Origin of the sequence: Saccharopolyspora kobensis (genome assembly GCF_900108315.1) — a bacterium.
GTDB lineage: Bacteria > Actinomycetota > Actinomycetes > Mycobacteriales > Pseudonocardiaceae > Saccharopolyspora > Saccharopolyspora kobensis.
The window spans coordinates 515,647-539,560 of record NZ_FNVB01000003.1 but is presented as its reverse complement, the minus strand read 5'-3'; the positions used below and the strand labels follow the sequence as shown (position 1 = coordinate 539,560).

At 71.4% G+C, this 23,914-nt stretch carries 21 protein-coding genes; 12 read left to right on the top strand and 9 right to left on the bottom strand.

Annotated features, from left to right (window positions below; genetic code table 11):
- Nucleotides 1–42: 42 nt before the first annotated feature.
- From C4T78_RS10935 to C4T78_RS10925, 3 genes are read left to right on the top strand one after another with little or no spacing between them, the layout of a single operon-like run.
- The gene (locus C4T78_RS10935) at nucleotides 43–1,563 is read left to right on the top strand and encodes an alpha/beta hydrolase domain-containing protein (protein WP_177247730.1); all 1,521 of its coding nucleotides are present in this window, start codon (nucleotides 43–45) and stop codon (nucleotides 1,561–1,563) included.
- Between the two features lie 52 nt (nucleotides 1,564–1,615).
- A complete protein-coding gene (locus C4T78_RS10930) occupies nucleotides 1,616–3,094 on the top strand; it encodes a peptide MFS transporter (protein WP_093356653.1) in 1,479 nt (492 codons plus the stop codon).
- Nucleotides 3,095–3,126: 32 nt separating this feature from the next.
- Nucleotides 3,127–4,224, top strand: a complete 1,098-nt coding sequence (locus C4T78_RS10925) for an NAD(P)/FAD-dependent oxidoreductase (RefSeq protein WP_093356652.1) — start codon at nucleotides 3,127–3,129, stop codon at nucleotides 4,222–4,224.
- A 90-nt stretch (nucleotides 4,225–4,314) separates the two neighbouring features.
- Here the strand turns inward: C4T78_RS10925 and C4T78_RS10920 are convergent, their stop codons facing one another.
- From C4T78_RS10920 to C4T78_RS10905, 4 genes are all read right to left on the bottom strand, one after another.
- On the bottom strand, nucleotides 4,315–5,478 hold the full coding sequence (locus tag C4T78_RS10920; RefSeq protein ID WP_093356650.1) for an NAD(P)/FAD-dependent oxidoreductase: 1,164 nt from the start codon (nucleotides 5,476–5,478) through the stop codon (nucleotides 4,315–4,317).
- Nucleotides 5,471–7,306, bottom strand: coding sequence for an APC family permease (locus C4T78_RS10915; protein ID WP_093356649.1), 1,836 nt, complete (start codon nucleotides 7,304–7,306; stop codon nucleotides 5,471–5,473). The genes C4T78_RS10920 and C4T78_RS10915 overlap by 8 nt, the downstream gene beginning before the upstream one ends.
- A gap of 249 nt (nucleotides 7,307–7,555) precedes the next feature.
- Nucleotides 7,556–7,969: an SRPBCC family protein gene (locus C4T78_RS10910; protein ID WP_093356648.1), complete on the bottom strand. Its 414-nt coding sequence runs from the start codon at nucleotides 7,967–7,969 to the stop codon at nucleotides 7,556–7,558.
- 13 nt (nucleotides 7,970–7,982) lie between these two features.
- Nucleotides 7,983–8,993, bottom strand: a complete 1,011-nt coding sequence (locus C4T78_RS10905; RefSeq protein ID WP_093356880.1) for an aldo/keto reductase — start codon at nucleotides 8,991–8,993, stop codon at nucleotides 7,983–7,985.
- 158 nt (nucleotides 8,994–9,151) lie between these two features.
- On the opposite strand from C4T78_RS10905, the gene C4T78_RS10900 reads away from it, so the two are divergent.
- Nucleotides 9,152–10,042, top strand: a complete 891-nt coding sequence (locus C4T78_RS10900; protein WP_218161689.1) for a LysR family transcriptional regulator — start codon at nucleotides 9,152–9,154, stop codon at nucleotides 10,040–10,042.
- A gap of 99 nt (nucleotides 10,043–10,141) precedes the next feature.
- On the opposite strand, the gene xylB is transcribed toward C4T78_RS10900, so the two are convergent.
- Nucleotides 10,142–11,680 (bottom strand): xylulokinase, encoded by a 1,539-nt coding sequence (gene xylB, locus C4T78_RS10895; protein WP_093356645.1) that lies wholly within the window; start codon nucleotides 11,678–11,680, stop codon nucleotides 10,142–10,144.
- A gap of 130 nt (nucleotides 11,681–11,810) precedes the next feature.
- On the bottom strand, nucleotides 11,811–12,593 hold the full coding sequence (locus C4T78_RS10890) for a GntR family transcriptional regulator (RefSeq protein WP_093356643.1): 783 nt from the start codon (nucleotides 12,591–12,593) through the stop codon (nucleotides 11,811–11,813).
- A 159-nt stretch (nucleotides 12,594–12,752) separates the two neighbouring features.
- Between C4T78_RS10890 and C4T78_RS10885 the strand changes: the two genes are divergently transcribed.
- The 8 genes from C4T78_RS10885 to C4T78_RS10850 all read left to right on the top strand — a co-directional run bounded on the left by C4T78_RS10885 (nucleotide 12,753) and on the right by C4T78_RS10850 (nucleotide 20,603).
- The gene (locus C4T78_RS10885; protein WP_093356642.1) at nucleotides 12,753–13,403 is read left to right on the top strand and encodes a bifunctional 4-hydroxy-2-oxoglutarate aldolase/2-dehydro-3-deoxy-phosphogluconate aldolase; all 651 of its coding nucleotides are present in this window, start codon (nucleotides 12,753–12,755) and stop codon (nucleotides 13,401–13,403) included.
- A 112-nt stretch (nucleotides 13,404–13,515) separates the two neighbouring features.
- Nucleotides 13,516–14,106, top strand: a complete 591-nt coding sequence (locus C4T78_RS10880) for a glucose-6-phosphate isomerase family protein (RefSeq protein WP_093356640.1) — start codon at nucleotides 13,516–13,518, stop codon at nucleotides 14,104–14,106.
- A gap of 36 nt (nucleotides 14,107–14,142) precedes the next feature.
- Complete coding sequence (locus C4T78_RS10875) at nucleotides 14,143–15,174, top strand: ABC transporter substrate-binding protein (RefSeq protein ID WP_093356639.1); 1,032 nt, start codon at nucleotides 14,143–14,145, stop codon at nucleotides 15,172–15,174.
- Between the two features lie 3 nt (nucleotides 15,175–15,177).
- Nucleotides 15,178–16,686, top strand: coding sequence for a sugar ABC transporter ATP-binding protein (locus C4T78_RS10870; RefSeq protein ID WP_093356638.1), 1,509 nt, complete (start codon nucleotides 15,178–15,180; stop codon nucleotides 16,684–16,686).
- The gene (locus tag C4T78_RS10865) at nucleotides 16,683–17,792 is read left to right on the top strand and encodes an ABC transporter permease (RefSeq protein ID WP_235863753.1); all 1,110 of its coding nucleotides are present in this window, start codon (nucleotides 16,683–16,685) and stop codon (nucleotides 17,790–17,792) included. Before C4T78_RS10870 ends, C4T78_RS10865 begins: the two co-directional genes overlap by 4 nt.
- Nucleotides 17,789–18,757 (top strand): NAD(P)-dependent oxidoreductase, encoded by a 969-nt coding sequence (locus tag C4T78_RS10860; RefSeq protein ID WP_093356636.1) that lies wholly within the window; start codon nucleotides 17,789–17,791, stop codon nucleotides 18,755–18,757. Before C4T78_RS10865 ends, C4T78_RS10860 begins: the two co-directional genes overlap by 4 nt.
- A complete protein-coding gene (locus C4T78_RS10855; RefSeq protein WP_093356635.1) occupies nucleotides 18,754–19,677 on the top strand; it encodes a shikimate dehydrogenase in 924 nt (307 codons plus the stop codon). Before C4T78_RS10860 ends, C4T78_RS10855 begins: the two co-directional genes overlap by 4 nt.
- Nucleotides 19,674–20,603 carry a phosphotriesterase family protein gene (locus C4T78_RS10850; RefSeq protein ID WP_093356634.1) on the top strand — a complete coding sequence of 310 codons (930 nt, stop codon included), beginning with the start codon at nucleotides 19,674–19,676 and terminating at the stop codon, nucleotides 20,601–20,603. Before C4T78_RS10855 ends, C4T78_RS10850 begins: the two co-directional genes overlap by 4 nt.
- 74 nt (nucleotides 20,604–20,677) lie before the next feature.
- Here the strand turns inward: C4T78_RS10850 and C4T78_RS10845 are convergent, their stop codons facing one another.
- From C4T78_RS10845 to C4T78_RS10835, 3 genes are all read right to left on the bottom strand, one after another.
- Nucleotides 20,678–21,496, bottom strand: a complete 819-nt coding sequence (locus tag C4T78_RS10845; RefSeq protein WP_093356633.1) for an aldo/keto reductase — start codon at nucleotides 21,494–21,496, stop codon at nucleotides 20,678–20,680.
- 34 nt (nucleotides 21,497–21,530) lie between these two features.
- On the bottom strand, nucleotides 21,531–22,736 hold the full coding sequence (locus C4T78_RS10840) for an MFS transporter (protein WP_093356632.1): 1,206 nt from the start codon (nucleotides 22,734–22,736) through the stop codon (nucleotides 21,531–21,533).
- A 195-nt stretch (nucleotides 22,737–22,931) separates the two neighbouring features.
- Nucleotides 22,932–23,804, bottom strand: a complete 873-nt coding sequence (locus tag C4T78_RS10835) for a LysR family transcriptional regulator (RefSeq protein ID WP_093356877.1) — start codon at nucleotides 23,802–23,804, stop codon at nucleotides 22,932–22,934.
- Nucleotides 23,805–23,914: the final 110 nt, after the last annotated feature.

The following is a 23,914-nucleotide window of genomic DNA, read 5'->3' as shown; positions in this document are numbered from 1 at the left end:
TGTCCGGTGCGGACTCGACACCCATGGAGGACTGAGAGCTCGATGGAAAGATTCCTTCCCACGACCAAGCGCAGGCCGCTCCCGATCGCGGTGCTGGGTGCCCTCACCGCGGCCACCCTGCTGTCCACAGTGGCCTCGGCAGCCGAATCGTCCCCCACGGCGGGTGGTCCGGCCGTGACAGCGGAGCAAGCGCCGCCGACCTCGGCCGTTCCGGCCTCGACGGCGAAGCGAGTGTCGACACCGATCGTCACGGGCCCGGTGCCTGCGGCGATGCCTCCTGGCACCGACCTCGCGCACGACTACCCGCAGCTGGCCGCGGAGCCGGGCTTCGACCTGTCCGGGCGCGGCTACGTCGAGGAGGAGTACTTCTTCGAAGGAGAGGCGACGCGCTACGACACACCGCCGATGGCCGACGGCATCCCGCTGTCCACCGGCAACCCGTACAAGTCCCGGATGATCGTCCGGCGCCCGGACGACGCCGCGAAGTTCAACGGCACCGTGATCGTCGAATGGGTCAACGTGACCTCGGGTTACAACCTCGACGTGCACTGGCAGGAATCCCGCGACTACCTGACCCGCGAAGGCTATGCCTACGTGGGCGTGTCGGCGCAACGCGTCGGCGTGCAGCAAGAGCCCTACGGTCTGACCGCGTGGAGCCCAACCCGCTACGGCACGCTCGACGTCACCGCGGGTGGCACGATCACCGACGACTCGCTGTCCTACGACATCTACTCCCAGGCCGGGCAGGCCGTCCGGTCGAACCCCGCAATGCTCGGCGGGCTGCGACCGGGCACCGTGCTGGCCGTCGGCCAGTCGCAGTCGGCGTCGCGGCTGGCGCTGTACTACAACTCGATCCAGCCGCTGGCCCAGGTCTACGACGGCTTCATGCTCTTCGTGGGCAGCGGCGGGCCGTTCCGGACCGACCTCCCCGCGAAGCTGCTGCGCATCAGCACCGAGACGGAGGTCTTCCTGAACCGGGTGCCGCAGCAGGCGGACTCCGGTGCCTTGCGCTCCTGGGAGATCGCGGGTGATTCGCACGTCGACTACTGGTTCATGATGAATCGCATGCAGGGAGTCGCGCGCGACGGCCTGAAGCCCTTCTCGTTCGACTGCGACCGGCCGCCGCTGAGCCACGTCGACACCAAGAACGTGCTCAACGCCGGGTACCACCACCTCGTCGACTGGGTCCGCCACGACGTGCAGCCGCCCGTCGCGCAGCCGATCCGGACTACGCCCGCGCCGGACGGGGTGGTGATCCCGCGCGACGAGAACGGGCTCGCGTTCGGCGGCATCCGGTTGGCCGAGGTCGACGCCCCGACCGCGACCAACACCGGCGAGAACTCGGGGCAGGAGCTCTGCCGCCTCTACGGATCGCACGAGCCCTTCACCGCCGAGAAGCTCGCTTCGCTGTACCCGACGCACGACGCCTACGTGCGAGCGGTGCGGAGCGTGACGAACAGGAACCTCCGGGAGGGCTTCATCCTCCCGCACGACGCCGATGAAACGGTCCGCGAAGCGGAGATGTCGCGCGTCGGGACGCCGAACCCGCTGCCGATCCCCTGATCACAACCGGCCGTGCGTCTCCCGGGTGCACGCCATCCATCGAAAGGCGGCCATGAGCGAGCAGACGAGGGTTTCCGCGAACGACCGAGGTTTCTTCGGCCACCCGCGCGGTCTGGCCACGCTGTTCTTCCTGGAGATGTGGGAGCGGTTCTCCTACTACGGGATGTCCGCGATCCTGCTCTACTACCTGTACGACCGGACCTCCGATGGCGGGCTCGGGATGGACAGGCCGACCTCGTCGGCGCTGGTGTCGATCTACGGTGCCCTGGTGTTCATGTCCGGCATCTTCGGCGGCTGGCTCGCCGACCGGGTGCTGGGCATGCGCCGCGCGGTCCTGCTGGGCGGCCTGCTGATCATGTGCGGTCACCTGGTGCTGACGGTGCCCGGCGGGTTGCCCGCGCTGCTGGTGTCGATGCTGCTGATCGTGGTGGGCACCGGGCTGCTGAAGCCGAACGTGTCCAGCCTGGTGGGGGAGCTGTACTCGCCGACCGACAACCGCCGCGACGCCGGGTTCTCCCTGTTCTACATGGGCATCAACCTGGGTGCTTTCCTCGCGCCGTACCTGGTGGGCACGCTCGGGCAGCAGATCGGCTACCACCTCGGCTTCGGTCTCGCGGCCGTGGGCATGGCCGTCGGGCTGGTCGCCTACGTCCGGGGGCGGGCGCGACTGGGCCAGGCCGGTGAGGCGCCGACGAACCCGCTGCGCGCCGGTGAGCGGCGCCAGGTGGGGATGCGCGCAGCTGCGGGAGCCGCGGTGTCAGCGGTGGCGGTAGCCGCTCTCGGGGTCACCGGATCCCTGACCGTCCAGGCGCTGATCAACGCGGTGTCGGTGCTCGCGGTGCTGCTGCCGGCCGCGTACTTGATCACGATGCTGCGCAGCCCGCACACCGACGCCGTGGAGCGGTCCCGGTTGATCGCCTACATTCCGCTGTTCCTCGGCGCGGTGTGCTACTGGGTGGTCAACGAGCAGTCCGGCTCGGTGCTGGCGCAGTTCGCCGACACGCGAACCGACCTGGAGATCTTCGGTTTCGCGGTGCCGTCGTCGTGGTTCCAGTCGCTGAACCCGATCGCCACGCTGGTCCTGGCGCCGACCTTCGCCTGGCTGTGGATCAGGCTGGGCGACCGGCAGCCCGCGACGCCGCGCAAGTTCGCCATCGGCCTGCTGCTCGGTGGGGCGTCGTTCGTGCTGATGGCCGGGCCCGGTCTGCTGCACGGCGTGGATTCGCCGGCCAGCCCGTGGTGGCTCGTCGGGAGCTACTTCGTGGTGATCTGCGGGTCGATGTGCCTGTCGCCGGTGGGGTTGTCGGCCACCACCAAGCTCGCCCCGCGGGCTTTCCTGGCGCAGATGATGAGCCTGTGGTTCCTGGCCTCCGCCGCGGCGGAAGGCATCAACGCGCAGCTCGTGCAGTTCTACCGCGCGGAGACCGAAGTCGGCTACTTCGCCGGGGTCGGTGCGGCGGTGATGGTGGCCGGAGTCGTCATGCACCTGATGACACCGTGGGTGCAGCGGCGCATGGGTGGTGTGCGGTGAGAAGAAGTCGGTCGAACCAGGAGGAGCGGAAGATGAGAGTGGCCGTCATCGGGAGCGGCATCGTCGGTGCGGCAGCCGGTTACGAGCTGGCGCGGGCCGGGGTGGACGTGGTCCTGGTGGACTCGTTGATCCCGGGCCGTGCGACGTCGGCCGGTGCGGGCATCATCTGCCCCTGGTCGTCCAGAGTGGACGATCCGGACTGGTACCGGTTCGCGGTCGCCGGGGCGGAGCACTACCGGGGACTGCTGGCGGCGTTGGCAGCTGACGGGGAGACCGAGCTCGGCCACCGCCGGGTCGGCTCGCTGCGACTGGTCAGCGAGGACGAAGCCGAGGAGGCGTTCCGGTGCGTGGCAGAGCGCGCCGCGGAGTCCCCGATGGCCGGCGAGATCGAGTTGATCAGCGCGCGCCGGGCCCGTGAGCTCTTCCCGCCCCTCGAGCACGACGGTGCGGCGATCCACATCCCCGGAGCAGCGCGACTGGACGGGCGGTTGGTCCGCGATGCGATGCGCCGCGCCGCGGTCCGGCACGGCGCCCGGGTCGTCAACGGCACGGCCGCGATCGTCGCCGACAGCGCGGTCCGCGGCGTGCGGGTCGACGACGTGTTCATCGAGGCGGACGCCGTGATCGCGGCGGCCGGTGCCTGGTCGCCGCAGCTGCTGGAACCGATCGGCGTCCAGGTGCGGGTCGTGCCGCAGCGCGGGCAGATCACGCACCTGCGGCTGCCGGGCGTGGACACCGCGAACTGGCCGGTCGTGCTGCCGCGGTCGCGGCACTACCTGCTGGCCTTCGACGACTCGCGGGTCGTGGTCGGCGCGACCCGCGAGGACGACGCCGGTTTCGACCACCGGGTGACCGCTGCCGGGATGGCGGAGGTGCTCGGTGAAGCGCTGTCGGTGGCTCCGGGACTGGCCGGTGCCACGCACGTGGAGACGCGCATCGGGTTCCGCCCGATGGGACCTGACATCCGACCGCTGCTCGGTCCGATTCCGCAGGTCGCCGGGCTGGTCGTGGCGAACGGCCTGGGGGCTTCCGGGCTGACGATGGGCCCGTACGCGGGTTCGGTGGCGGCGCGGTTGGCCCGCCAGGTCGATCCGGGGATCGACCTGGCGCCCTACGACCCGCTGCGCTGAGCTCGACCCGCGCCGGGTCGGCGGCGAACGCAGCTGCCGACCCGGCGCGCGGTGCCGACCACAGACCAGGCCGGGCCGGAAGCGGGCGTGTCAGTGCGGGCCGGTGGCGCCGTACTCGTGGTCTCCCCGGATGAGCGAGCCGGTGGCGAAGCGGCGGTCGGTGAAGGCGGTCAGCTCGGGGCGTTTCGGGGCGCCGGTGAGGATCCAGCGGGCGAGTTCGGCGCCGACCGCCGGGGCCTTGCCGAATCCCGAGCCGCTCCAGCCCACCGCCAGGTGCAGCCCCGGCACCTCGGACGGCCCGAGGATCGGGCGGCCGTCCGGGGTGATGTCCAGCGCGCAGGTCCGGCCGAGCCGGTACGGGGCCTCGGCCATCGCCGGGATCCGGCGGCCGAGCCGCGCCAGACCCTCGGCGACGAAGGCGGTGTCGGGCTCGCCGGAATCGGCGTCCGGGTCGTCCAGCCATTCGCGCTCCGGCGCGTGGCGGCCGACCAGCGTGCACCGGTCCGCCGTCGGGCGCAGGTAGATGTCGTTGGCCACGTCCGTCATCGTCAGGTGCGTCGTGAGCTCGTAGGGCCGCTCGTAGAGCATCACCTGGATGCGAGCGGGGCGGATCGGCAGCTCCAGGCCCACGGTGGCGGTGAGCCGCGGCGTCCAGGCACCGGTCGCGAGCACGACGGCATCGGCCCGCCGCACCCCGTTCTGGGTGCGGACCCCGACGACCCGCCCGGACTCCTCCACCAGCGCCGACACCCGCAGCCGCTCGAAGCGCGCACCACGGCGCCGGGCTGCCTGCTGCAGGCTGATCGTGGTGGCGGCCGGGTCGGCGTACCCGCTGCGCTCCTCGTAGGACGCGACGCTGATCGCCTCCGTCGAGATCGCGGGCTCCAACTCGGCCAGCTCGTCCGGCGTCAGCAGGACGTCGGGCACCCCGTGCTCCTGGAGCATGGCGACGTTGGCCCGGAGCGCTTCGGCGTCGCCCTCATCGGCCAGGTAGGCGAACCCGGTCCGGGTGAAGCCGCACGCACCGCCGATCCGCGTCGCCCACGGCTCGTAGTACTCGGTCAGGCTCTCCCGGGCGAGATCGGCCTCCACGGTGGTGGCGTGGTGATCGCGGACGATCCCACCGGAGCGCGGCGTCTGCCCGCCGAAGCCCCGCTCCGGGTCGAGCACCACCGCGTTCGCACCGCTCTCGGCGAGGTGGAAGGCGATGCTGGAACCGACCACACCGGCACCGACGACGATGACATCAACCATTGCGCGCCCCTTCGGGATCGTCTGCTCCGGACAAGCTGGCACGAAGCTCCTGCGTCGAGTACCCGCTGCCCACCGCCCAGTAGTAGGCGACCAGGCCGAGTGCGGCCGCCACGGCGCTGTCCCACGGGAACGGCAGCAGCGGCGCGGCGGCCGTTCCGTAGGCCCCGTAGTAGGAGACCAGGTACAGCACCATGGTCAGCGCCACCGCCCAGTTCGACGCCCGGATCTCGCGACGCCCCTCCGGAGTGCTGATCAGCCACAGCAGGCCGGTGAAGCCGAGCACCTCCGCGGCGGACAGGGACCAGAACGCGAGGAACGGCAGGCTGTCGGTGCCGAGCGGGCCGATCACCTGAGTCGCGATCCAGAGCACGGCGAACACCGCGCCCAGCCACGTCGCGGCGCTCATGGGCATCCTGCCCTGGCGCGGCCCCTGGTACAGCGCGTAGATCGGCAGCGCCACCAGCACGGTGGCGACGACGCCCTGCAGCACCTCGTAGCCGGACCAGTACAGGATCATGCTCGCGGCGAGGAAGCCGAGCGGGGACAGCAGCTTCGACGCGCGCAGGAAGAACGGCCGCGGCGCATCGGGCACGACCCGGCGCATCACCTGCAGCTGCGGTGCGGCGGCGAGGTAGGTGATCACGGCCGTCGACGAGGTGTAGCCGATCAGCTTGTACCAGCCGGGGAAGGGCAGGAAGAACGCGCACCCGGCGACCAGGCAGGCGACCATGCCCAGCCACGGCACGCGGGTCCGCTCGCCGACGCGCGCGAAGGCCTTCGGCATGCTGCCGTGCAGCGCCATCCCGTACAGGGTGCGGGCCGTGTCGCCCAGGTAGATCCAGCCGGTACCGGCCGGCGAGATCGCCGCGTCGATGAGCAGGAACACGCCGAACGCGCCGAGCAGCGCGATACCGGTGGACTCCAGCGCCGAGTAGAGCGGCTGGTCGGCCCAGCGGCTGCCCTCCAGCCCGCTCCAGTCGCCCGGGGCGACGCCCGTCGAACCCCAGTCGAGAGCGCCGATGAACGCCACCTGCAGCAGCACGAAGATGACCGCGCAGATGGCCACCGAGCCGACCGTGGCGATGAAGATGTTGCGCTGCGGGTTGCGCGCCTCGCCGCCGAAGTTGACGCCCTCCCGGAAGCCCTGGAAGGCGAACACGATCCCGGACACCGCGATGGCGTTGAACACCGCTCCCCAGCCCTGCGGGGCGAACCCGCCGTGACCGGTGAAGTTCGAGCCGTCGAAGACGGTGAACAGCAGCAGGAACGTCAGCACCGGGATGATCAGCTTCCACCAGCTCACCCACTGGTTGAACTTGCCGAAGAACCGGATGCCGAAGACGTTGACGCAGAAGAACAGCAGCATCACCACGACCGCCACCACCCGGCCGGTCCCGGTCAGCGTGGAGCCGTCGTCGCCCTGGCTGGTGAGCTCGACGCCGGTCCACGTCGTGACGTAACCGGCGGCGTACTGCACGACCGCCAGCGCCTCGATGGCCACCGTGGTCACGCCGCCCAGCAGCATCGACCAGCTCAGCAGGAAGCCGAGGTAGTTGCCGTGGGTGAGGTACGGGTAGCGCGCGATGCCGCCGCTGCGCGGGATCATCGAGCCGGTCTCGGCGTAGTTCAAGGCCAGCACGGAGATCAGGATCGCGGTGATCACCCACGCCACGATCACCGCCGGGCCCGCCACGGCTCCGGCGGAGAGCACCGCGAACAGCCAGCCGGAGCCGATGATGGAACCGATCGAGATGAACAGCAGTTGTTGGGCTGACAGATCGCGCCGGAGCTTCGAATCACTGTCCTGGAAGTCGTGCAACTCGGCCATGCGCACCCCGAACTGGTCGCTTCTGCACACCGGAAGATCGCCGGGCGTCCAGCAGTATGCGTCGCCGGATGGATCGCGGAAACCCCTCGGGCACAGCGGATTCCCCACCTGAGCGAAAGCCGATCTTTCGGTCCACCTTGGACAGTCGCGCGGGGTGCCTCGTCGTGATGACTGCTGCGGTTCGCCCCCGAAGCCCGCGGCGCCCGCCTGCCGCGGTGCAGGCGGGCGCCGCGGGTTCTCCGGCCGCTGTCATGCGCCGAGGGTCTTCCTCAGCGCGGCCAGGCCGTCGGTGTAGATGCCGTGGAACAGGGCGATCGCCTCTTCGGCGCTCGCTCCGTCCGGGGTGAAGGTGCCGGACCACTCCACTCGGCTCTGCGCGTCCGACACCGCGTGCACGGTGATGGTCGAGCGGTAGCCGGTGACCGGGAACGGGGCCTGCACGATCGAGTAGGTGTAGGTGCGGGCGTCGTTGTCGAAGGCTTCGAGCCGTTCGACGATGGTGCCGCCGTCCTCGTTGGTGAGGCTGCGGACGCGCCCGCCCTCGCTCGGCTCGCTCGCCGGGATGTAGGGCAGCCAGTCGGGCAACGAGTCGAAGCCTCCGACGAGCTGCCAGACGCGATCGGCGGGCACCGGGATGTCGGTGGTCGCGGTGGTGGTCGCCATGGTCGCCTCCTGGTCAGACGTGGGGGACGGGGGCGTTCTGCGCGATGAGGCCTTCAGCGCGCAGAGCCGTCCAGAACTCGGCCGGGACGGTCTCGGCGTGCGCGGCGACGTCCTCGGCGATGCGGCTCGGCCGGGTGGCGCCGGGGATGGTCGCGGCGACGGCCGGGTGGGCGAGGGAGAACTGCAGCGCCGCGGCCTTGATGCTCACGCCGTGCTGCTCGGCGAGCGCCTTGATGCGCTCCACCTTGGCGATGATCGCGGCGGGGGCCTTCTGGTACTCGAAGTGCTGGCCGCCGGCGAGGATGCCGGAGCTGTACGGGCCGCCGGCGACGATGTCGACGTTCTGGGCCTCGGCGGCGGGCAGCAGGCGCTGCAGGGCGCGCTCGTGGTCGAGCAGCGTGTAGCGACCGGCCAGCAGGAACCCGTCGGGCTTCGGCTCGTCGAGGTCGAGCGTCATCTCCAGCGGCTCGACCTTGTTGACGCCCAGGCCCCAGCCCTTGATCACGCCTTCGTCGCGCAGCTCCTGCAGGACGCGGAACGCTCCGGTGCGGGCGGACTCGTAGGCGGCGACCCATTCGTCGCCGTAGAAGTCCTGCGCGACGTCGTGCACCCACACGAAGTCGAGGCGATCGGTGCGCAGCCGCTTGAGGCTGTCCTCGATGGAGCGCATCGTGGCGTCGGCCGAGTAGTCGTTGACGACCTTGTTGGGGCGCCCGTGCTCGAAGATCCCGCCCTTCTCGCCCAGGTCGCGGGACGCGGGGTCCTCGATCTCGTCGAGGATGACGCGGCCGACCTTCGTGCTCAGGACGTAGTCGTCGCGGGGGTGGTCGGCCAGCACCTCGCCCAGCCGGATCTCGGCCAGGCCCGCACCGTAGAACGGGGCGGTGTCGAAGTAGCGGATGCCGTTGTTCCAGGCGGCCTGCACGGTGGCCGCCGCCTCCTCGTCGGGGATGGCGCGGAACATGTTGCCCAGCGGTGCGGTGCCGAAGCCCAGCTCGCCGAGCAGGTGGGACTTGATGGACATGCTGTGGAACACCTCGAATTCCGGGATGTGACGGGAAGGCGCGTCCTGTCGGCTGCGCGCTCCGTCAATTGACAAGTTCCAGACTAGGAACCAGACTTGAGACTGTCCAAGACTTGCTTGGACAGAGTTGAGTCTTCTGAGGTCTTACGATGTTGGACTTGCGGCAACTCCGCTACTTCGTCGCCGTCGCCGAAACCGAGCACGTCGGTCAGGCCGCCGAGCGGCTGCACATCTCGCAGTCACCGCTCAGCAGGCAGATCGCGCAGCTGGAGAAGAACCTGGGGCTCACGCTGTTCGAGCGCTCCCAGCAGCGGATCCGGCTCACCCGGGACGGGCAGGTGTTCCTGGCCGAATCACGTGCGCTGCTGCAGCACGCCGACCGCCTGGAGAACCTCGGCCGCAGGCTGGGCCGCGGGGAGGAGGGCGGCCTGTGCATCGGATACGTCGCCGATGCCATCCACACCGGCATCCTCCCCGGTGCGTTGCGCGCGCTGCACGATGCCCAGCCCGACGTGCACATCGCGCTGTACAACCTGTCGCCCAGCGCGCAGTTCGAAGGTCTGCGCCAGCGCAGCCTCGACATCGCGCTCGTCCACCAGCCGCCGTCGGCCGACGACCCGGACCTGGTGGCCGCGCCGCTGTTCCAGGACCCGCTGCTGCTGGCGGTGCCCGCGAAGCACCCGCTGGCCGACAAGGCGGAGATCGTGCCCGGTGACCTCGACGGCCTGCCGTGGGTCGCGATCGAGAACGCCCAGGACCCGGCCTGGCGGGACACCTTCATCGCCTCCTGCGCCGCAGCGGGTTTCACGCCGGACATCCGCCTCGACGCCGCTGAGCCGCTGACCGCGCTCGGGCTGGTGGCCTCCGGGCTCGGGCTCGCGCTCGTGCAGAAGAGCATGGCGAATGCGACCGCGGAGGACGTCGAGGTGCGCGAACTTCCCTGGCACGAAGGATGCGTCCGGCTCTGGGCGGCATGGCACCACATCGACCTGCGGCCCGTGGTGACCTCCTTCCGCGCCACCGTTCTCGGTGCGCGCAGCGCCGAGTAGCCCGCACCTCCCGGTCGTGGGCGACGAGATTAGTAGTGCTGGCGGGTGGTGAAGTCGGCAAGGCTTCGTGCGCCCCGGAGTGCTTCCCCGACCGCTCGATCAGGGTGATGGCCGCTGCATCGCCGCCTGCCGGGTGGTCGGATTGACCCGCTTCTCGCGCTCGAACCAGGGCTCCAAGCTCGCGTAGGCGTCGCGGAACTCGGTGTGGCGGCGGGTGTAGTCGTCGTGGCGGTCCCGGTCCGGCGCGAACTCGCACTCTACTGTGGACAGTTCGCGCGCCGCGCGGAAGTCTTCCACGAGGCCGGTTCCGACGGCGGCGGTCACCGCCGCGCCGAGGCTGTTGGCCTCCTCCACGATGGTGCGCCTGCGCACGGTCGCGCCCCAGACGTCGGCGAGCACCTGCAGCCACAGGTCGCTGGCGGCTCCGCCGCCGATCGCATCGACGCGGGTGACCGGGTGGCCGGCTTCGCGGAAGGCCTGGATGCAGGTGGCCAGGTTGAACGCCACGCCCTCCAGCACGGCTCGGGTCAGGTGGGCCTGACCGTGGTGGCGGGACAGGCCGACGAACGCCCCGCGAGCCGCGGAGTTCCAGTGCGGCGAGCGCTCGCCGAGCAGGTGCGGCAGGAAGAACAGGCCGCTGGTGTCCGCGTCGGCGGCCTCGGCGAGCAGCCGGCCGAAGCGGTCCTCCTCGCCGGGATCGGGCCGGAGCACGCCGGTGATCCACTCCAGCGATGCCCCGCCTGCCTGCATGGTCGCGGTCGGGACGTAGCGGCCGGGCACCACGTGGTCGAAGGTCATCGTGCGCATCTGCGGATCGTGCAGCGGCCGGGATGCCGACATCGACACCCACGACGACGAGCCCAGGTAGGTGTAGGCGCCGTCCTCGGGGTCGATGATGCCCGCGCCCAGCGCGGCCAGGGGGCCGTCGCCGCCGCCCAGCACCACGGGCGTGCCCGCGGGCAGTCCGATCTCCGCTGCGATCGCGGCCCGGACCTCGCCGACCTGAGTGGCCGAGGCGGCCAGCGGCGGGAAGAGCGAGCGGTCCAGCCGCGCGGCGTCGAGGACGGTCTGGGACCAGTCCCCGGCCTGCTGGTCGTAGGCGTTCGTGCTGGAGGCGTCCGACGGATCGGTGCGCAGCACGCCCGTGAGCCGGTGCACGACGTAGTCCTTGGCCAGGCACACGTGCGCCACCCGCGCGAAGTTCTCGGGCTCGTGGTCGCGGACCCACATCACCTTCGACAGCGAGTAGGTCGGGTGCACGCGGTGCCCGAGCAGGCGGTACATCTCGTACGGGCCGAGCTCCGCGTTGAGCCGATCGGCCTGCTCGGCGCTGCGGTGGTCGGCCCAGATCAGCGCCGGGCGGATCGGGCGGTGCTGCCGGTCGAGCAGCACGGCGCCCATCATCTGGCCGCTGAACCCGACGGCCCGGACCTCGCCGGGCCGGGTGCCGGTCCGGGCGAGCAGGGCTGCCGTCGCCTCGCACACCGCGCGCCACCACGCGGCCGGGTCCTGCTCGGCGACGCCGCCCGCTCGGAAGTCGGTGCCGTACCGCGTGGTCACCGCGGCCACGAGGGTTCCGTCGGTCGTGTGCAACGACGCCTTGTTCCCCGTGGTACCCAGGTCATGCGCGATGATCACGCCGCTTACCTCCCGCGCGCACGGCGGCCGCGGATCGGCGGCATCACCGGTTGGTCGTGTTGAGCTCATAATGTCGTCCTGTCATGACAGGAAGTCAAGAACTCGGCGGCGCGGAAAGTGCTGTAACGGTTCAGGCCTCGGTGACGCGCATCAGGGTGTTCGGTCCCGCGGTCGCCGAGCTCTCCAGGTCGACGTCGAACCGGCTGCGGTCGCCGCGGTGGAACGCCACGAACACCTCCACCGGGCGGTCGTCGGCGCCGAAGCTGGTGCTGCGCAGCAGGAGGACCGGATCTCCTTCCGGGATGCCGAGGTCGGCGGCCAGCTCGGCGCCGGCCTTCGCCGCCTCGACCGAACGCCTGCCGCGCTTGAGCCGCACCCCGTAGTCCTGCTCCAGCAGCGTGTACAGCGACTGGGTCGAGAGGTCTTCGTCCTCCAGTCCCGGGGCGATGTGGTGCGGCAGGTGGGTGGCGGTGAACACCCAGGGCTCGTCGTCGACGAACCGCAGGCGCTCGATGGCGATCACCGGGGTGCCCGGTTCGAGGTCCAGCTCCGCGGCGACCTGCTCGTTCGCCGGCACGACCTCGATCCGCCGCACGTCGCTGCGCAGCGACGAGCCGCGCGCGGCCACGTCGGCGTACAGGCCGGTGAGGGACTGGACGAGCCCTTCGGCGATCTTCGGCTTCGCGACGAAGGTGCCGCGGCCCTTGACGCGCTCGACCACGCCTTCGGCTTCGAGGTCGGACAGCGCCTGCCGCACCACGGTCCGGGAGACGTCGTAGGTCTCGCACAGCTCGTGATCGCCGGGCAGGCGGTCGCCGGGTGACATCCCGCGTCGCTTGATGTCGCTGACCACGATCTGCTTGAGCTGGTAGTAGAACGGCAGCGGGGACGAGCGGTCGATACGTGTCACCATGTCATGAGAGGATATCAGGAATCAGCCGCGTCGAGATCACCGGCGCCCGGTGTTCCGCCCGCTTCGAGCGGGTTCGCGCGCTTGGCAACCTGTCCGGACAGGATTACATTGCTCCCCGGCGCGACCGCCGCGCCGCATCGAGCGATCGGGAGTCTTCGGATGGACGAACTGCTGCGACTTGACCGACTGCGCCGAACCGGGGTGATCGCCGTTCTGCGCGCGCCTTCCGCCGATGTGGCGGTGCGCGCGTCGGAAGCGCTCATCGCAGGCGGGGTCACCGGCATCGAGGTCACCTACAGCACGCCGGGCGCGCCGACCGCGATCGAGCGCCTCCGGCAGGCCCACGGCGATGCCGTCCACCTCGGCGCGGGCACGATCCGCACCGCCGAGCAGGCGGCGGAAGCCGCGGCCGCCGGCGCGCAGTTCCTGGTCAGCCCCGGCACCGACCCGGAGGTCGCCCGGGCCATGCTCGGCACCGGGGTCGACGTCCTGCTCGGTGCCCTGACTCCGAGCGAGGTCATGGCCGCGCACCGGCTCGGCGCGCACGCGGTCAAGATCTTCCCCGCTTCGCTGGGCGGGCCCGCCTACTTGAAGGCGCTGCGCGGACCGTTCCCGGACATCGCGATGATGCCGACCGGCGGGGTCGCCTCGGACAACATCGCCGACTGGCTCGACGCCGGTGCTGTCGCCGTCGGTGCCGGCGGTGAGCTCTGCCCGAAGGCGGCGATGCTCGCCGAGGACTGGGACGAAATCCGCGCCATCGCGCGGAAGTTCGCGCTCGCGCACCGGGAAGCCGTCGCCCGCGGCTGATCCGCGGCGCGCTCGTCGGCCGCGTTGCCGGGCGGACGAAGAACCACTCTTGACATCCTGTCATTACAGGACGACAGTTAGCCCCACTCTGATCCCCCGAGGAGGAATTCCCGTGCCGCAGTTCGCCGTTCCCCCGATCGACCCGATGTCGGTCACCTTCCGGTCCGCCACCGGCGGCATGAGCCCGAGCGGCCCGGTGCTGAGCCGGCGCATGTCCGACCTGGAGGGTCTGTTCGCCGACACCGCCGCCTGGCAGGAGGCTCGCGACGGCGCCGACCCGGTCGTCTACGAGGTCGCGTCCTCCCCGGTGCCGGAGGCGCCCGGTGAGCTCCCGCAGTCGATCACCACCATCCACCCGGGCGCGGTCGGCGGCGAGTTCCACATGACCAAGGGGCACCAGCACCCGAACCCGCAGGGCGAGATCTACTTCGGACTGTCCGGCACCGGCGGTCTGCTGCTGTTCGACGGCACGACGCCGAAGTGGATCCCGATGTCGCCGGGCGTCATCGGCTACATCCCGCCGGGCTGGGCGCACCGCAGCGTCAACACCGGCGACGAGCCGTACCGGTTCCTCGCGGTGTACCCGGGCGACGCCGGGCACGACTACGGCTGGGTGCTCGAACACGGCATGGGATGGCGGGTGCGGCGCGGAGCCGGCGAGCCGCAGCTCGTGCCGTTCCAGTCCGAGCCCGTCGCGGGCTGACCCGAATTCAGCGCGGAAAGCGAACGAGGAGCTGCAATGGCGCGCATACGGTTCGTCTCATCCGGTGTCGCGGCCGCGATCGCGGTGGTCGCGGTCGGTGCCGGCCTGGTCGGCGGGAAGGCGGCCTTCGGGCCGACCGCGGAAGGGACCGGATCCGGCACGAGCGGGGTCGCGGGAACCCGGATCGACGTGATCACCAAGGCCACCGACTCGGAGTTCTGGCAGTCCATGCTGGCCGGTTCCGAACGGGCGGGCGCCGACCTCGGCGTGGAGCTGGGACTGTTCGGCCCCACTTCGGAGACCGACATCGACCAGCAGGTCAGCCTGGTGGAGAACTCCATCGCCCGCGGGGCCAAGGCGATCGTGCTCGCCTCGAACTCCTCCACCGCGCTCAACGGCGCGGTGGACCGGGCCCGGCAGCAGGGCATCAAGGTCATCACGGTGGACAACTCGATCACCACCGCCTCCGAGGGCTTCATCGGCACCGACAACGTCAAGGCCGGGCAGCAGGCGGGGCAGCGGATGTGCGAGCTGCTCACCGCGCAGGGCAGGGCGGCGGGCAAGATCCTGCACGAGAGCTCGACCTCCGGCCAGCAGGTGCTGGCCGACCGGTTGACCGGGTTCCGCGCCGGCCTCGCTGAGAAGTGCCCGCAGGCGGCGGTCGTGCAGACCGCGGTCAACGACAACGACCTGAACAAGGCGGTCGGCCAGGTCAACGACGCGATCACCGGAATTCCCGACCTGGCGGGCATTTTCGCCGACAACAACACCTCGGGGACCGGCGCGGCGCGCGCGGTCGCCGAGCGGGGCGTGGCCGACCGGCTCGCGGTGGTGGCGTTCGACTCCGACCCGGCCGAGGTCGAGGGGGTGCGCAACGGCTCGATCGACGCGATCCTGGTGCAGAACCCGTTCTTCTTCGGCTACCAGGGCGTGGTGGAGGCGGCGATGTCCGTCGCGGGCAGCACGCCACCGGTCGACCTCGACCCCGGCGCCGTCGTCATCGACAAGTCCGAAGTGGACAAGCCGGAGCACGCCCAGCTGCTCGACCCGCCGAAGACCAAGGGCTGAGCCGTGGACACCGCAGTGATCAGCCTGCGCGGAGTGCGCAAGACCTACCGCGCCGTGACCGCGCTGGACGGCGTGGACCTGGAGGTGCTCCCCGGCGAGGTGCACTGCCTCGCCGGGGAGAACGGGGCGGGCAAGTCCACCCTGATCAAGATCCTCACCGGTGCGGAGACCAGGGACGCGGGGGAGTACCTGGTCTCCGGGGAGCCGATGCGCCCGGTGCTCACCCCCGCGGTGGCGCGCGATGCCGGTGTCGGCGTCGTCTACCAGGAGCTCAGCCTGCTGCCCGAGCTCACCGTGTCGGCGAACCTGTGCATGGGGCGCTTCCCGTCCCGCGCCGGTTTCCGCGATGTGCGGCGGCAGCGCGAGATGGCCACCGCGATGCTGAGCCGGGTCGGGCTGGCCGACCTCGACCCGGAGACCCGGGTCGCCGAGCTGCCGACCGCGACCCGGCAGCTGGTGGAGATCGCCCGCGTGCTCGGCCAGAACGCCAAGCTGGTGATCTTCGACGAGCCGACCACCGCGCTGTCCGAGCAGGAGGCGGCGGCGCTGCTCGACCGCATCCGCGCGCTGCGGGACGAGGGCGTTGCCGTGCTCTACGTCAGCCACCGGATGGAGGAGATGTTCGCCATCGGCGACCGCGTCACCGTCCTGCGCGACGGCAGGCTGGTGGCCACCGAACCGATGTCCGAGCACACCGAGGACACCCTGGTGCAGGCGATGGTCGGCCGCACCATCGAGAGCCTCTACCCGGGCGAGCGCGCCGCGACCGGAGAGGTCCGCCTGGAACTGCGCGGTGTGCGGCCGATCGGCTTCGACGAGCCGGTGGACCTCTCGGTGCGGTCCGGGGAGATCCTCGGGCTGGCCGGACTGCTCGGCTCAGGCCGCAGCGAGCTGCTGCGCGCCGCGTTCGGCGCGGACCCGCTGCCGGCCGGCCAGGTGTTGGTGGACGGCAGGCCGGTCGACACCTCCTCGCCGCGGGCCGCGGCGCGCAGCGGTATCGGCCTGCTGACCGAGGACCGCAAGGAATCCGGGCTGATGCTCGGGTTGAGCATCGAGAAGAACGTGGCCATGGCCAGCATGGGCGCGGTCAGCTCGTTCGGCGTGCTGCGCCGGGGCAGGGTGCGCGAGCACGTCGCCACCGCGGCCGACGGGCTGCGGGTCAAGTTCGGCGACTGGACCGACCCGGTGTCCTCGCTCTCCGGCGGCAACCAGCAGAAGACCCTGGTGGCCCGCTGGCGCGCCACCGGAGCAAAGGTGCTGCTGCTCGACGAACCGACCAAGGGCGTGGACGTCGGCGCGAAGGCCGACATCTACCGCGTCATCGCCGAACTGGCCGCCGCCGGGCTGGCCGTCGTGGTCGTGTCGTCCTACCTGCCGGAACTGCTCGGGCTGTGCGACCGGATCGCGGTGGTCCGGCAGCGGCGCATCGCCGGGTTCGCGGACCCGGCCCACGCCACGGAAGAGGACGTGCTGCACCTCGCGAGCCCCGTCGCCGCGCAGGAGACCTCATGAGCCGCGAACCGGACCCGACGGTGCCCGACGAGAACACAGGAGATGCGATGACCGACGTCGCAAGCGCCCCCGCGCCTTCCGCGGCGGGCGGCAAGCGGAAGCGCAGGCCCAGGCCGCGACCGGCCGATTCGGAGGTCCTGCGGCTGAGCCACCTCTTCGACCGCGGGTTCGGCGGCATCCCGGTGCTGCTGGCGATCGCGTTCGCGCTCAGCCTCGCCACCGACTCGTTCCTCACCGGTACGAACCTGGACAACCTGGGACGCCAGGTGTCGATCTACGCGATCATCGCGGTCGGGCAGCTGCTGGTGATCCTCACCGCGGGCATCGACCTGTCGGTGGGCTCGGTGGTCGGTCTGGCCGGGGTGGTCGCCGCGACGGCGGTGTTCGAGACGGCGGGCGGCCTCCCGGTGGCGCTGGCCGTCGTCCTCGCGCTGGTCGTCGGCGCAGCGGCCGGTTTGATCAACGGAGTGCTGGTGGCGGTGCTGCGGATGCCGCCGTTCATCGTGACCCTGGGCATGATGGGCATCGCCCGCGGCGCGACGCTGCTGCTGACCGACGGGCGCACGGTGCAACCGCTGCCCGCCGAGTTCACCGCGATCGCAGGCGGTTCGGTGTTCGGGGTGTCGAACCTGACCTGGCTGATGCTCCTGGTGACGGTCCTGATGGCCTGGCTGCTGCGGCGCACCGTGTGGGGCCAGTACGTCTACGCGGTCGGTTCGAACGCCGAATCCGCCCGGCTGACCGGTGTTCCGGTGCGGCCGGTGCTGCTGTCGGCCTACGCGCTGTCCGGGCTGCTGGCCGCGTTCGCCGGAGTCCTGCTGGCGTCCCGGCTCGGCAACGGCGTGCCCACCTCGGGCACGGGCTACGAGCTGCAGGCCATCGCCGCGTGCGTCATCGGCGGAGCCAGCCTGTTCGGCGCCAAGGGCACCGCGCTCGGCGCCCTGGTCGGTGCGCTGGTGGTCGGGCTGCTCAACAACGGCGGCACGCTGCTGGGCGTCGACCCGTTCTGGCTGCAGATCGCGATCGGGGTGCTGATCCTGATCGCCGTGGGTGCGGAGAACCTGCGCGGCGGGAAGTCGCGCCTACCGGGGATGGCGGCGAGATGAGCGGCACGGTTCTGGTGACCTCGCGGTCGTTCGGCAGCGGCGCGGTGCCCTGCGCGGACGAGCTGACCGCGGCGGGCCTGCGGGTGGTCCGCGGGTCCACGGTGCACGATCCGGCCGAGCTGGCCGGGCCGCTGGCCGAGGCGGTCGCCTGGATCGCCGGCACCGCACCGATCACCGATGAGCACCTGGCCGCCGCGCCCCGGCTGAAGGTGATCGCGCGCTACGGCGTCGGAGTGGACAGCGTGGACCTCGCAGCCGCCGCCAGGCGGGGCATCACGGTCACCAACACCCCGGGAGCCAACAGCGAGGCCGTTGCGGACCTGACGATCGCGCTGCTGCTCGCGGCGTTGCGCGGAGTGGCCGCCGGTGACCGCGCGGTGCGCGCCGGTTCGTGGCGGACCCGGCGCGGCCGGGAGCTGGGCACCCTGGTGCTCGGGGTGGCCGGGCTCGGCCGGATCGGCCGCGGTGTGGTGCGCCGGGCTCGCGGTTTCGGCACTCGCGTGCTCGGCCACGACCCGCACCTGGACCCGGTGGTGTTCGAGGTGCTCGGCGTGCGCAGCGCCGGGCTCGCCGAGCTGGCGGCCGAGTGCGATGCGGTGACGCTGCACGCCCCGGGAGGGCAGCAGCTGGTGGACCGGACCTGGTTGGCGTCGGTGAAGCCCGGCCTGATCGTGGTGAACACCGCGCGAGCGGATCTCGTCGACGAGCAGGCCGTGGCCGATGCGCTCCGCTCCGGGCAGCTCGCCGCGTACGCGGCGGACACGCTGGCGGGGGAGGCGGCAGGCGGGGCGAGCCCGCTGCTCGCCCCCGACCTGAGCGACCGCGTGGTGCTCACCCCGCACGCCGGCGCGCAGACGGTGGAGGCCGTGGATCGCATGGGCACGGGTGCGGTGCGCGCCGTGCTCGACGTCATCTCCGGCCGCACCCCGGAGAACCCAGTTCTGATCGAGGAGAGGACCGCATGACCGAGCTGAACGACGACGCTGCGATGGGCTTCGTCGGGGTGAGCACCGGGCAGTCCTCGATCCGCGAGGTCTTCCCGGCGTGGGCCCGCGTTCTCGGGTTGCCCTCGGACCGGCTGGTCGGCTTCGACCTCCCGGTCGGTGCGACCCGCGAGCAGTACCGCGAGACGATCGGCGCGATCCGCGACGACCCCGGTCTGCGCGGTGCGCTGATCACCACGCACAAGATCGGGGTGCACGACGCGGCCGCCGACATGTTCGCCGAGCTGGACGAGTTCGCCACCCGCTGCGGCGAGATCTCCTCGGTGTCCAAGCGCGGTTCCGCGCTGGTCGGGCACGCGAAGGACCCGATCACCGCCGGGCTCTCCCTCGAGGAGTTCCTCGCCCCGGACCACTTCGCCACGACCGGCGCGGACCTGCTGTGCCTGGGCGCGGGCGGGGCGGGCACGGCGATCGCCTGGTACCTGGCGGGGCGCGCCGACCGCCCGCGCCGGATCGTGTGCACCGACACCGATCCGCGCCGCTTGTCGGAGCTGGTCGAGGTGCTGCGCCGGGGCGGACTGGACACCGGGAACGTGGTGACCGCGGTCGCCGACGGCCCGGCCGATGAGCTGGTCGCGGCCTGCCCGCCGGGCAGCCTCGTCGTCAACGCCACCGGACTGGGCAAGGACCGGCCCGGCTCGCCGGTGTCGGACGCGGTCCGGTGGCCGGACCGCGCCGTCGTGTGGGAGCTGAACTACCGGGGGAGCCTGGAGTTCCTCGGCCAGGCCCGGGCGGGCGAGGCGGCGGCCGGGCTCACCGTCGTGGACGGCTGGCGGTACTTCATCCACGGCTGGTCGCAGGTGATCGCGGAGGTCTTCGACCTGGAACTGGACGAGGGCACCGTCGGCCGGCTCGCCGCGGCGGCCGAGGCGGTGCGATGACGGTCCGCACCGTGCTCGGCGACGTGCCCGCGCAGGCGCTCGGTCGCACCGACTACCACGAGCACCTGTTCCAGGTGTCACCGCTGCTGCCGGGCGACGAGCTGGACGACGAGCTGCGCAGCGGGCAGGAGGCGCAGAGCCTGCGCGAGGCCGGGATCGATGCGCTGGTCGAGGCGACGCCGATCGGCCTCGGCCGGGATCCGGCCGGTATGGCCCGGATCGCCGAGCGCACCGGCCTGCACGTGGTCGCGACCACCGGTGCGCACCGGCAGGCGCACTACCCCGACGGACATCCGCTGCTGGCGAGCACCGAGGAGGCGCTGGCCGAGCGGTTCACCGCCGAGCTGGTCACCGGGATGTCCGATGTGGACGGAACGGGCACCGGGATCCGCGCCGGAGTGCTGAAGGCGGGCATCGGCTACTGGTCGATCTCCGCGTTCGAGCGCCGGGTTCTGGGCGCGGTCGCAGTCGCGCACGCGGCTACCGGAGCGCCGGTGATGGTGCACCTCGAACACGGCAGCGCCGCTTTCGAGGTGCTGGACGAGCTGGGCTCCCGCGGAGTGCGGGCCGACCGCGTGGTGCTGGCCCACGCCGACCGCAACCCGGACCCCGGCCTGCACGCCGAGCTCTGCTCGGCCGGTGCGTACCTGGGCTACGACGGCATGGCCCGGCACCGCGATCGCCCGGACTCGGCGGTCCTGGACTGCCTGCTCGCCACCGCCGAGCGCGGTGGTGCCCGGCGCCTGCTGCTCGGCGGCGATGTCGCCCGCCGCAGCAGGTACCGCGCCTACGGCGGGCTCCCGGGCCTGGCGTACCTGCCCGCGCGGTTCCTGCCCCGGTTGGTCCGGGAAGGCGGTGCCGAACTGGCGGAGCTGGTCGTGGTGGAGAACCCGGCCCGGTTCCTGGACTGGGCCGACGGAAACTGATCACTGCGAGCAGAAGTGCGCGAGCGGGAGGTTCGCGCGGGCGGGGATCGCGCGCCCGCGCGAACCTCGGCTGATCAGTTGAGGGTGTCGGGGTCCGGGCCGGTGCGCAGGCCGCGGTCGAGACCGGCGATCGCGGTCATCTCCTCCTCGGACAGGACGAAGTCGAAGACGTCGATGTTCTGGCGGATGCGGGACGGGGTGACCGACTTCGGGATCACGATGTTGCCGAGCTGCAGGTGCCAGCGGATGACGACCTGGGCGGGCGACTTGCCGTGCCGCTCCGCGATGTCGGTCAGCGCGCTCTCCCGCAGCATCGCGCCCTGGGCCAGCGGGCTCCAGGCCTCGGTGGCGATGCCGTGCTCGGCGTGCAGGGCGCGCAGCTCGCGCTGCTGGAGGCCCGGGTGCAGCTCGACCTGGTTGACCACCGGGACCAGCGAGCTGCTGTCGAGCAGCCGCCGCAGGTGCGCGGGCTGGAAGTTCGAGACACCGGCGGCGCGGACGCGGCCGTCGGCGACCAGCTTCTCGATCGCCTTCCAGGTGGCCGGGTAGAGGTCGCGCGCTGGCGTCGGCCAGTGGATGAGGTACATGTCCACGTGGTCCAGCCCGAGCTCGGCCAGGCTGCGGTCGAAGGCCGCGAGGGTCGAGTCGTAGCCCTGGTCGGCGTTCCACAGCTTGGTGGTGATGAACAGCTCGTCGCGGGGGATGCCCGACTCGGCGATGGCGCGGCCGACGCCTGCTTCGTTCCCGTAGACGGCGGCGGTGTCGATGGAGCGGTATCCGGCCTCCAGGGCGGCGGTGACGGCGGCGGTGGTCTCGGCGTCCGGGACCTGGAAGACGCCGAAGCCGAGCTGCGGGATCTCGATGCCGTTGTTGAGGCTGACGTTGGGAACCATGATCGTTCGGAACTCCTGTTGATTCGGTGCGGGCTCAGCGCTGGGCCGCGGCCACCGGCGCTGCGATGCCGGCGGGAGCGCTGGGTGCGGCCGCCCGGGTGCGGCGGTCGAGGAAGGCCGCGAGGAACGACAGCAGCAGCGCGGTGGCTGCCAGGACGGCCCCGACCCAGTTGGGCGAGGTGTAGCCGTACCCGGCGGCGATCACGACACCGCCGAGCCAGGCGGCGAGGGCGTTGCCGAGGTTGAAGGCGCCGATGTTGGCGGCCGATGCCAGGGTCGGCGCAGCGGATGCCTGGTCGAGGATCCACTTCTGCAGCGGCGGCACGGTCGCGAAGCCCAGCGCGCCGATGACGGGCAGGGTGATCGCGGCGAGGACCTGGCTGTGCGCGGTGACCGTGAACAGCAGCAGGGTGCCGGACAGGGCTGCGAGCGCGACGAACAGCATGGGCAGCAGGGCCTTGTCGGCGAACTTGCCGCCGAGCAGGTTGCCCAGGAACATGCCGATGCCGAACAGCACCAGCAGCCAGGTCACGCCGCCCTCGGAGTAGCCGGCCACGTCGGTCATCATCGGCGCGATGTAGGTGATCGCGGCGAACACGCCGCCGTAGCCCAGGACGGTCATCGCCATCGCGAGCCAGACCTGCACGTTGCGGAACGCGGCGAACTCGGTGCGGATCTTCGCGGCCTGGGGCTTGCCCTGCTCCGGGACGAGCGCGGCGACGCCGAGGAAGCCGACCACGCCGAGCAGCGCGACGATGCCGAAGGTGACCCGCCAGCCCGCGGCCTGCCCGATGTAGGTGCCGCCGGGCACGCCGATGATGTTGGCGACGGTCAGCCCCATGAACATCAGCGAGATGGCCGAGGCCTTCTTCGCCGGGGCGACCAGGCCGGCGGCGACCACCGAGCCGATGCCGAAGAACGCGCCGTGCGCGAAGGAGGCGACGACCCGGCCGAGGAGCATGACGGCGAAGGTCGGGGCGATGGCGGACAGCGCGTTGCCCGCGATGAAGACGCCCATCAGGAACAGGAGCATCTTCTTGCGGGACACCTTGGTGCCCAGGACCGTGAGGATCGGCGCGCCGACGACGACGCCGAGCGCGTAGCCGGACACCAGCCAGCCCGCGGCGGGGATGCTGACGCCGAACTCGCCCGCGACCTGCGGGAGCACGCCCATGATCACGAATTCGGTGGTGCCGATCCCGAAGGCCCCGATGGCCAGGGCCAGGAGCGCGAGAGGCATGTCGAGGCCTTTCCTGTGCGACTGCGTCTGTGTCTTACAGGCGTCGACAATAGTTGCACGCGCGGCCTAGTTCAATTTGCAGGTACTGTGACGTGCGAGATAGTTGCATGCGCCTCATGAAGGCGCGGGCCGATGATGTCGCCGCGGGCCGAACGCGCCCGGCATCGATTCGGCGTGATCGTCCGCTGTGGACGATCACCGGTGTTCGTCGAGCAGCTCCAGGAACGCCCGTGCGGCGGGGGAGATTCCGGAGGCGAGCGAGACCGCCTGGACCGTGCGGGATGCGATCCCGGCGGTCGGAATGCTGTCCACGGTGGACATCCGGGCGGCGACGGCGGCGAAGACCACGCCGAGGCCCAGGCCGCGCGCGACGAGCTGCTCCAGCATCGCCATGGTGTCGGCCTCGAAGGCGACGGTGCGGGTGACCCCGGCCGCGGCGAACGCGGCGTCGTTGTGGCCCCGGATGCCCGAGCGGAGCGGCATGTCGACCATGTCCTCCTCCGCCAGCTGCGCGGGCGTGACCACCTTGGACCCGGCCAGCCGGTGGCCGTGCGGGACGATGGCGACGAGGTCGTCGTTCTTGAGCACGCGCCCGGCGAACCCGCGGGGGAGCTCACCCGTGCCGATGTCGACGAAAGCGATGTCGCAGGTGCGCTCGCGGACCTGCTGCAACTGGTCCCGGACCAGGGATGAGCGCAGGGTCACCCGAACCGCCGGGTGCTTCTCCCGGTAGCCGGCGAGCAGATCGGGCAGGTTCACCGCGGTGAGCGGAGCGATGCTGCCGATGACCAGGCTGCCCCGGATCTCGCTGCTGCGGGCGACTGCTTCGCTGCGGGCGCGCTCGGCGGCGGCCAGCGCCTCCCGGGCGGGTCCGAGGAACCCCTCGCCGGCCGGGGTGATCTGGACGCGGCGGCTGGTGCGCTCGAACAGCCGGACGCCCAGCTCGCTCTCCAGCCGGGCGATCTGCTCGCTGAGCGCGGACTGGACGACGAAGCAGCGCTGCGCGGCCCTGGTGAAGCTGCCGGTCTCGGCGACCGCGACGACGTAGGAGAGCTGGCGGAGTTCCACGCATCCATCGTGATCTCCGATCGGTTCCATGGCAACAACCTGTTGGACCGATGGACCTCGACCGGGAGAGCATCGGCGCGAGGCCGGATCCGGCCAGCTCCACCAGCGCT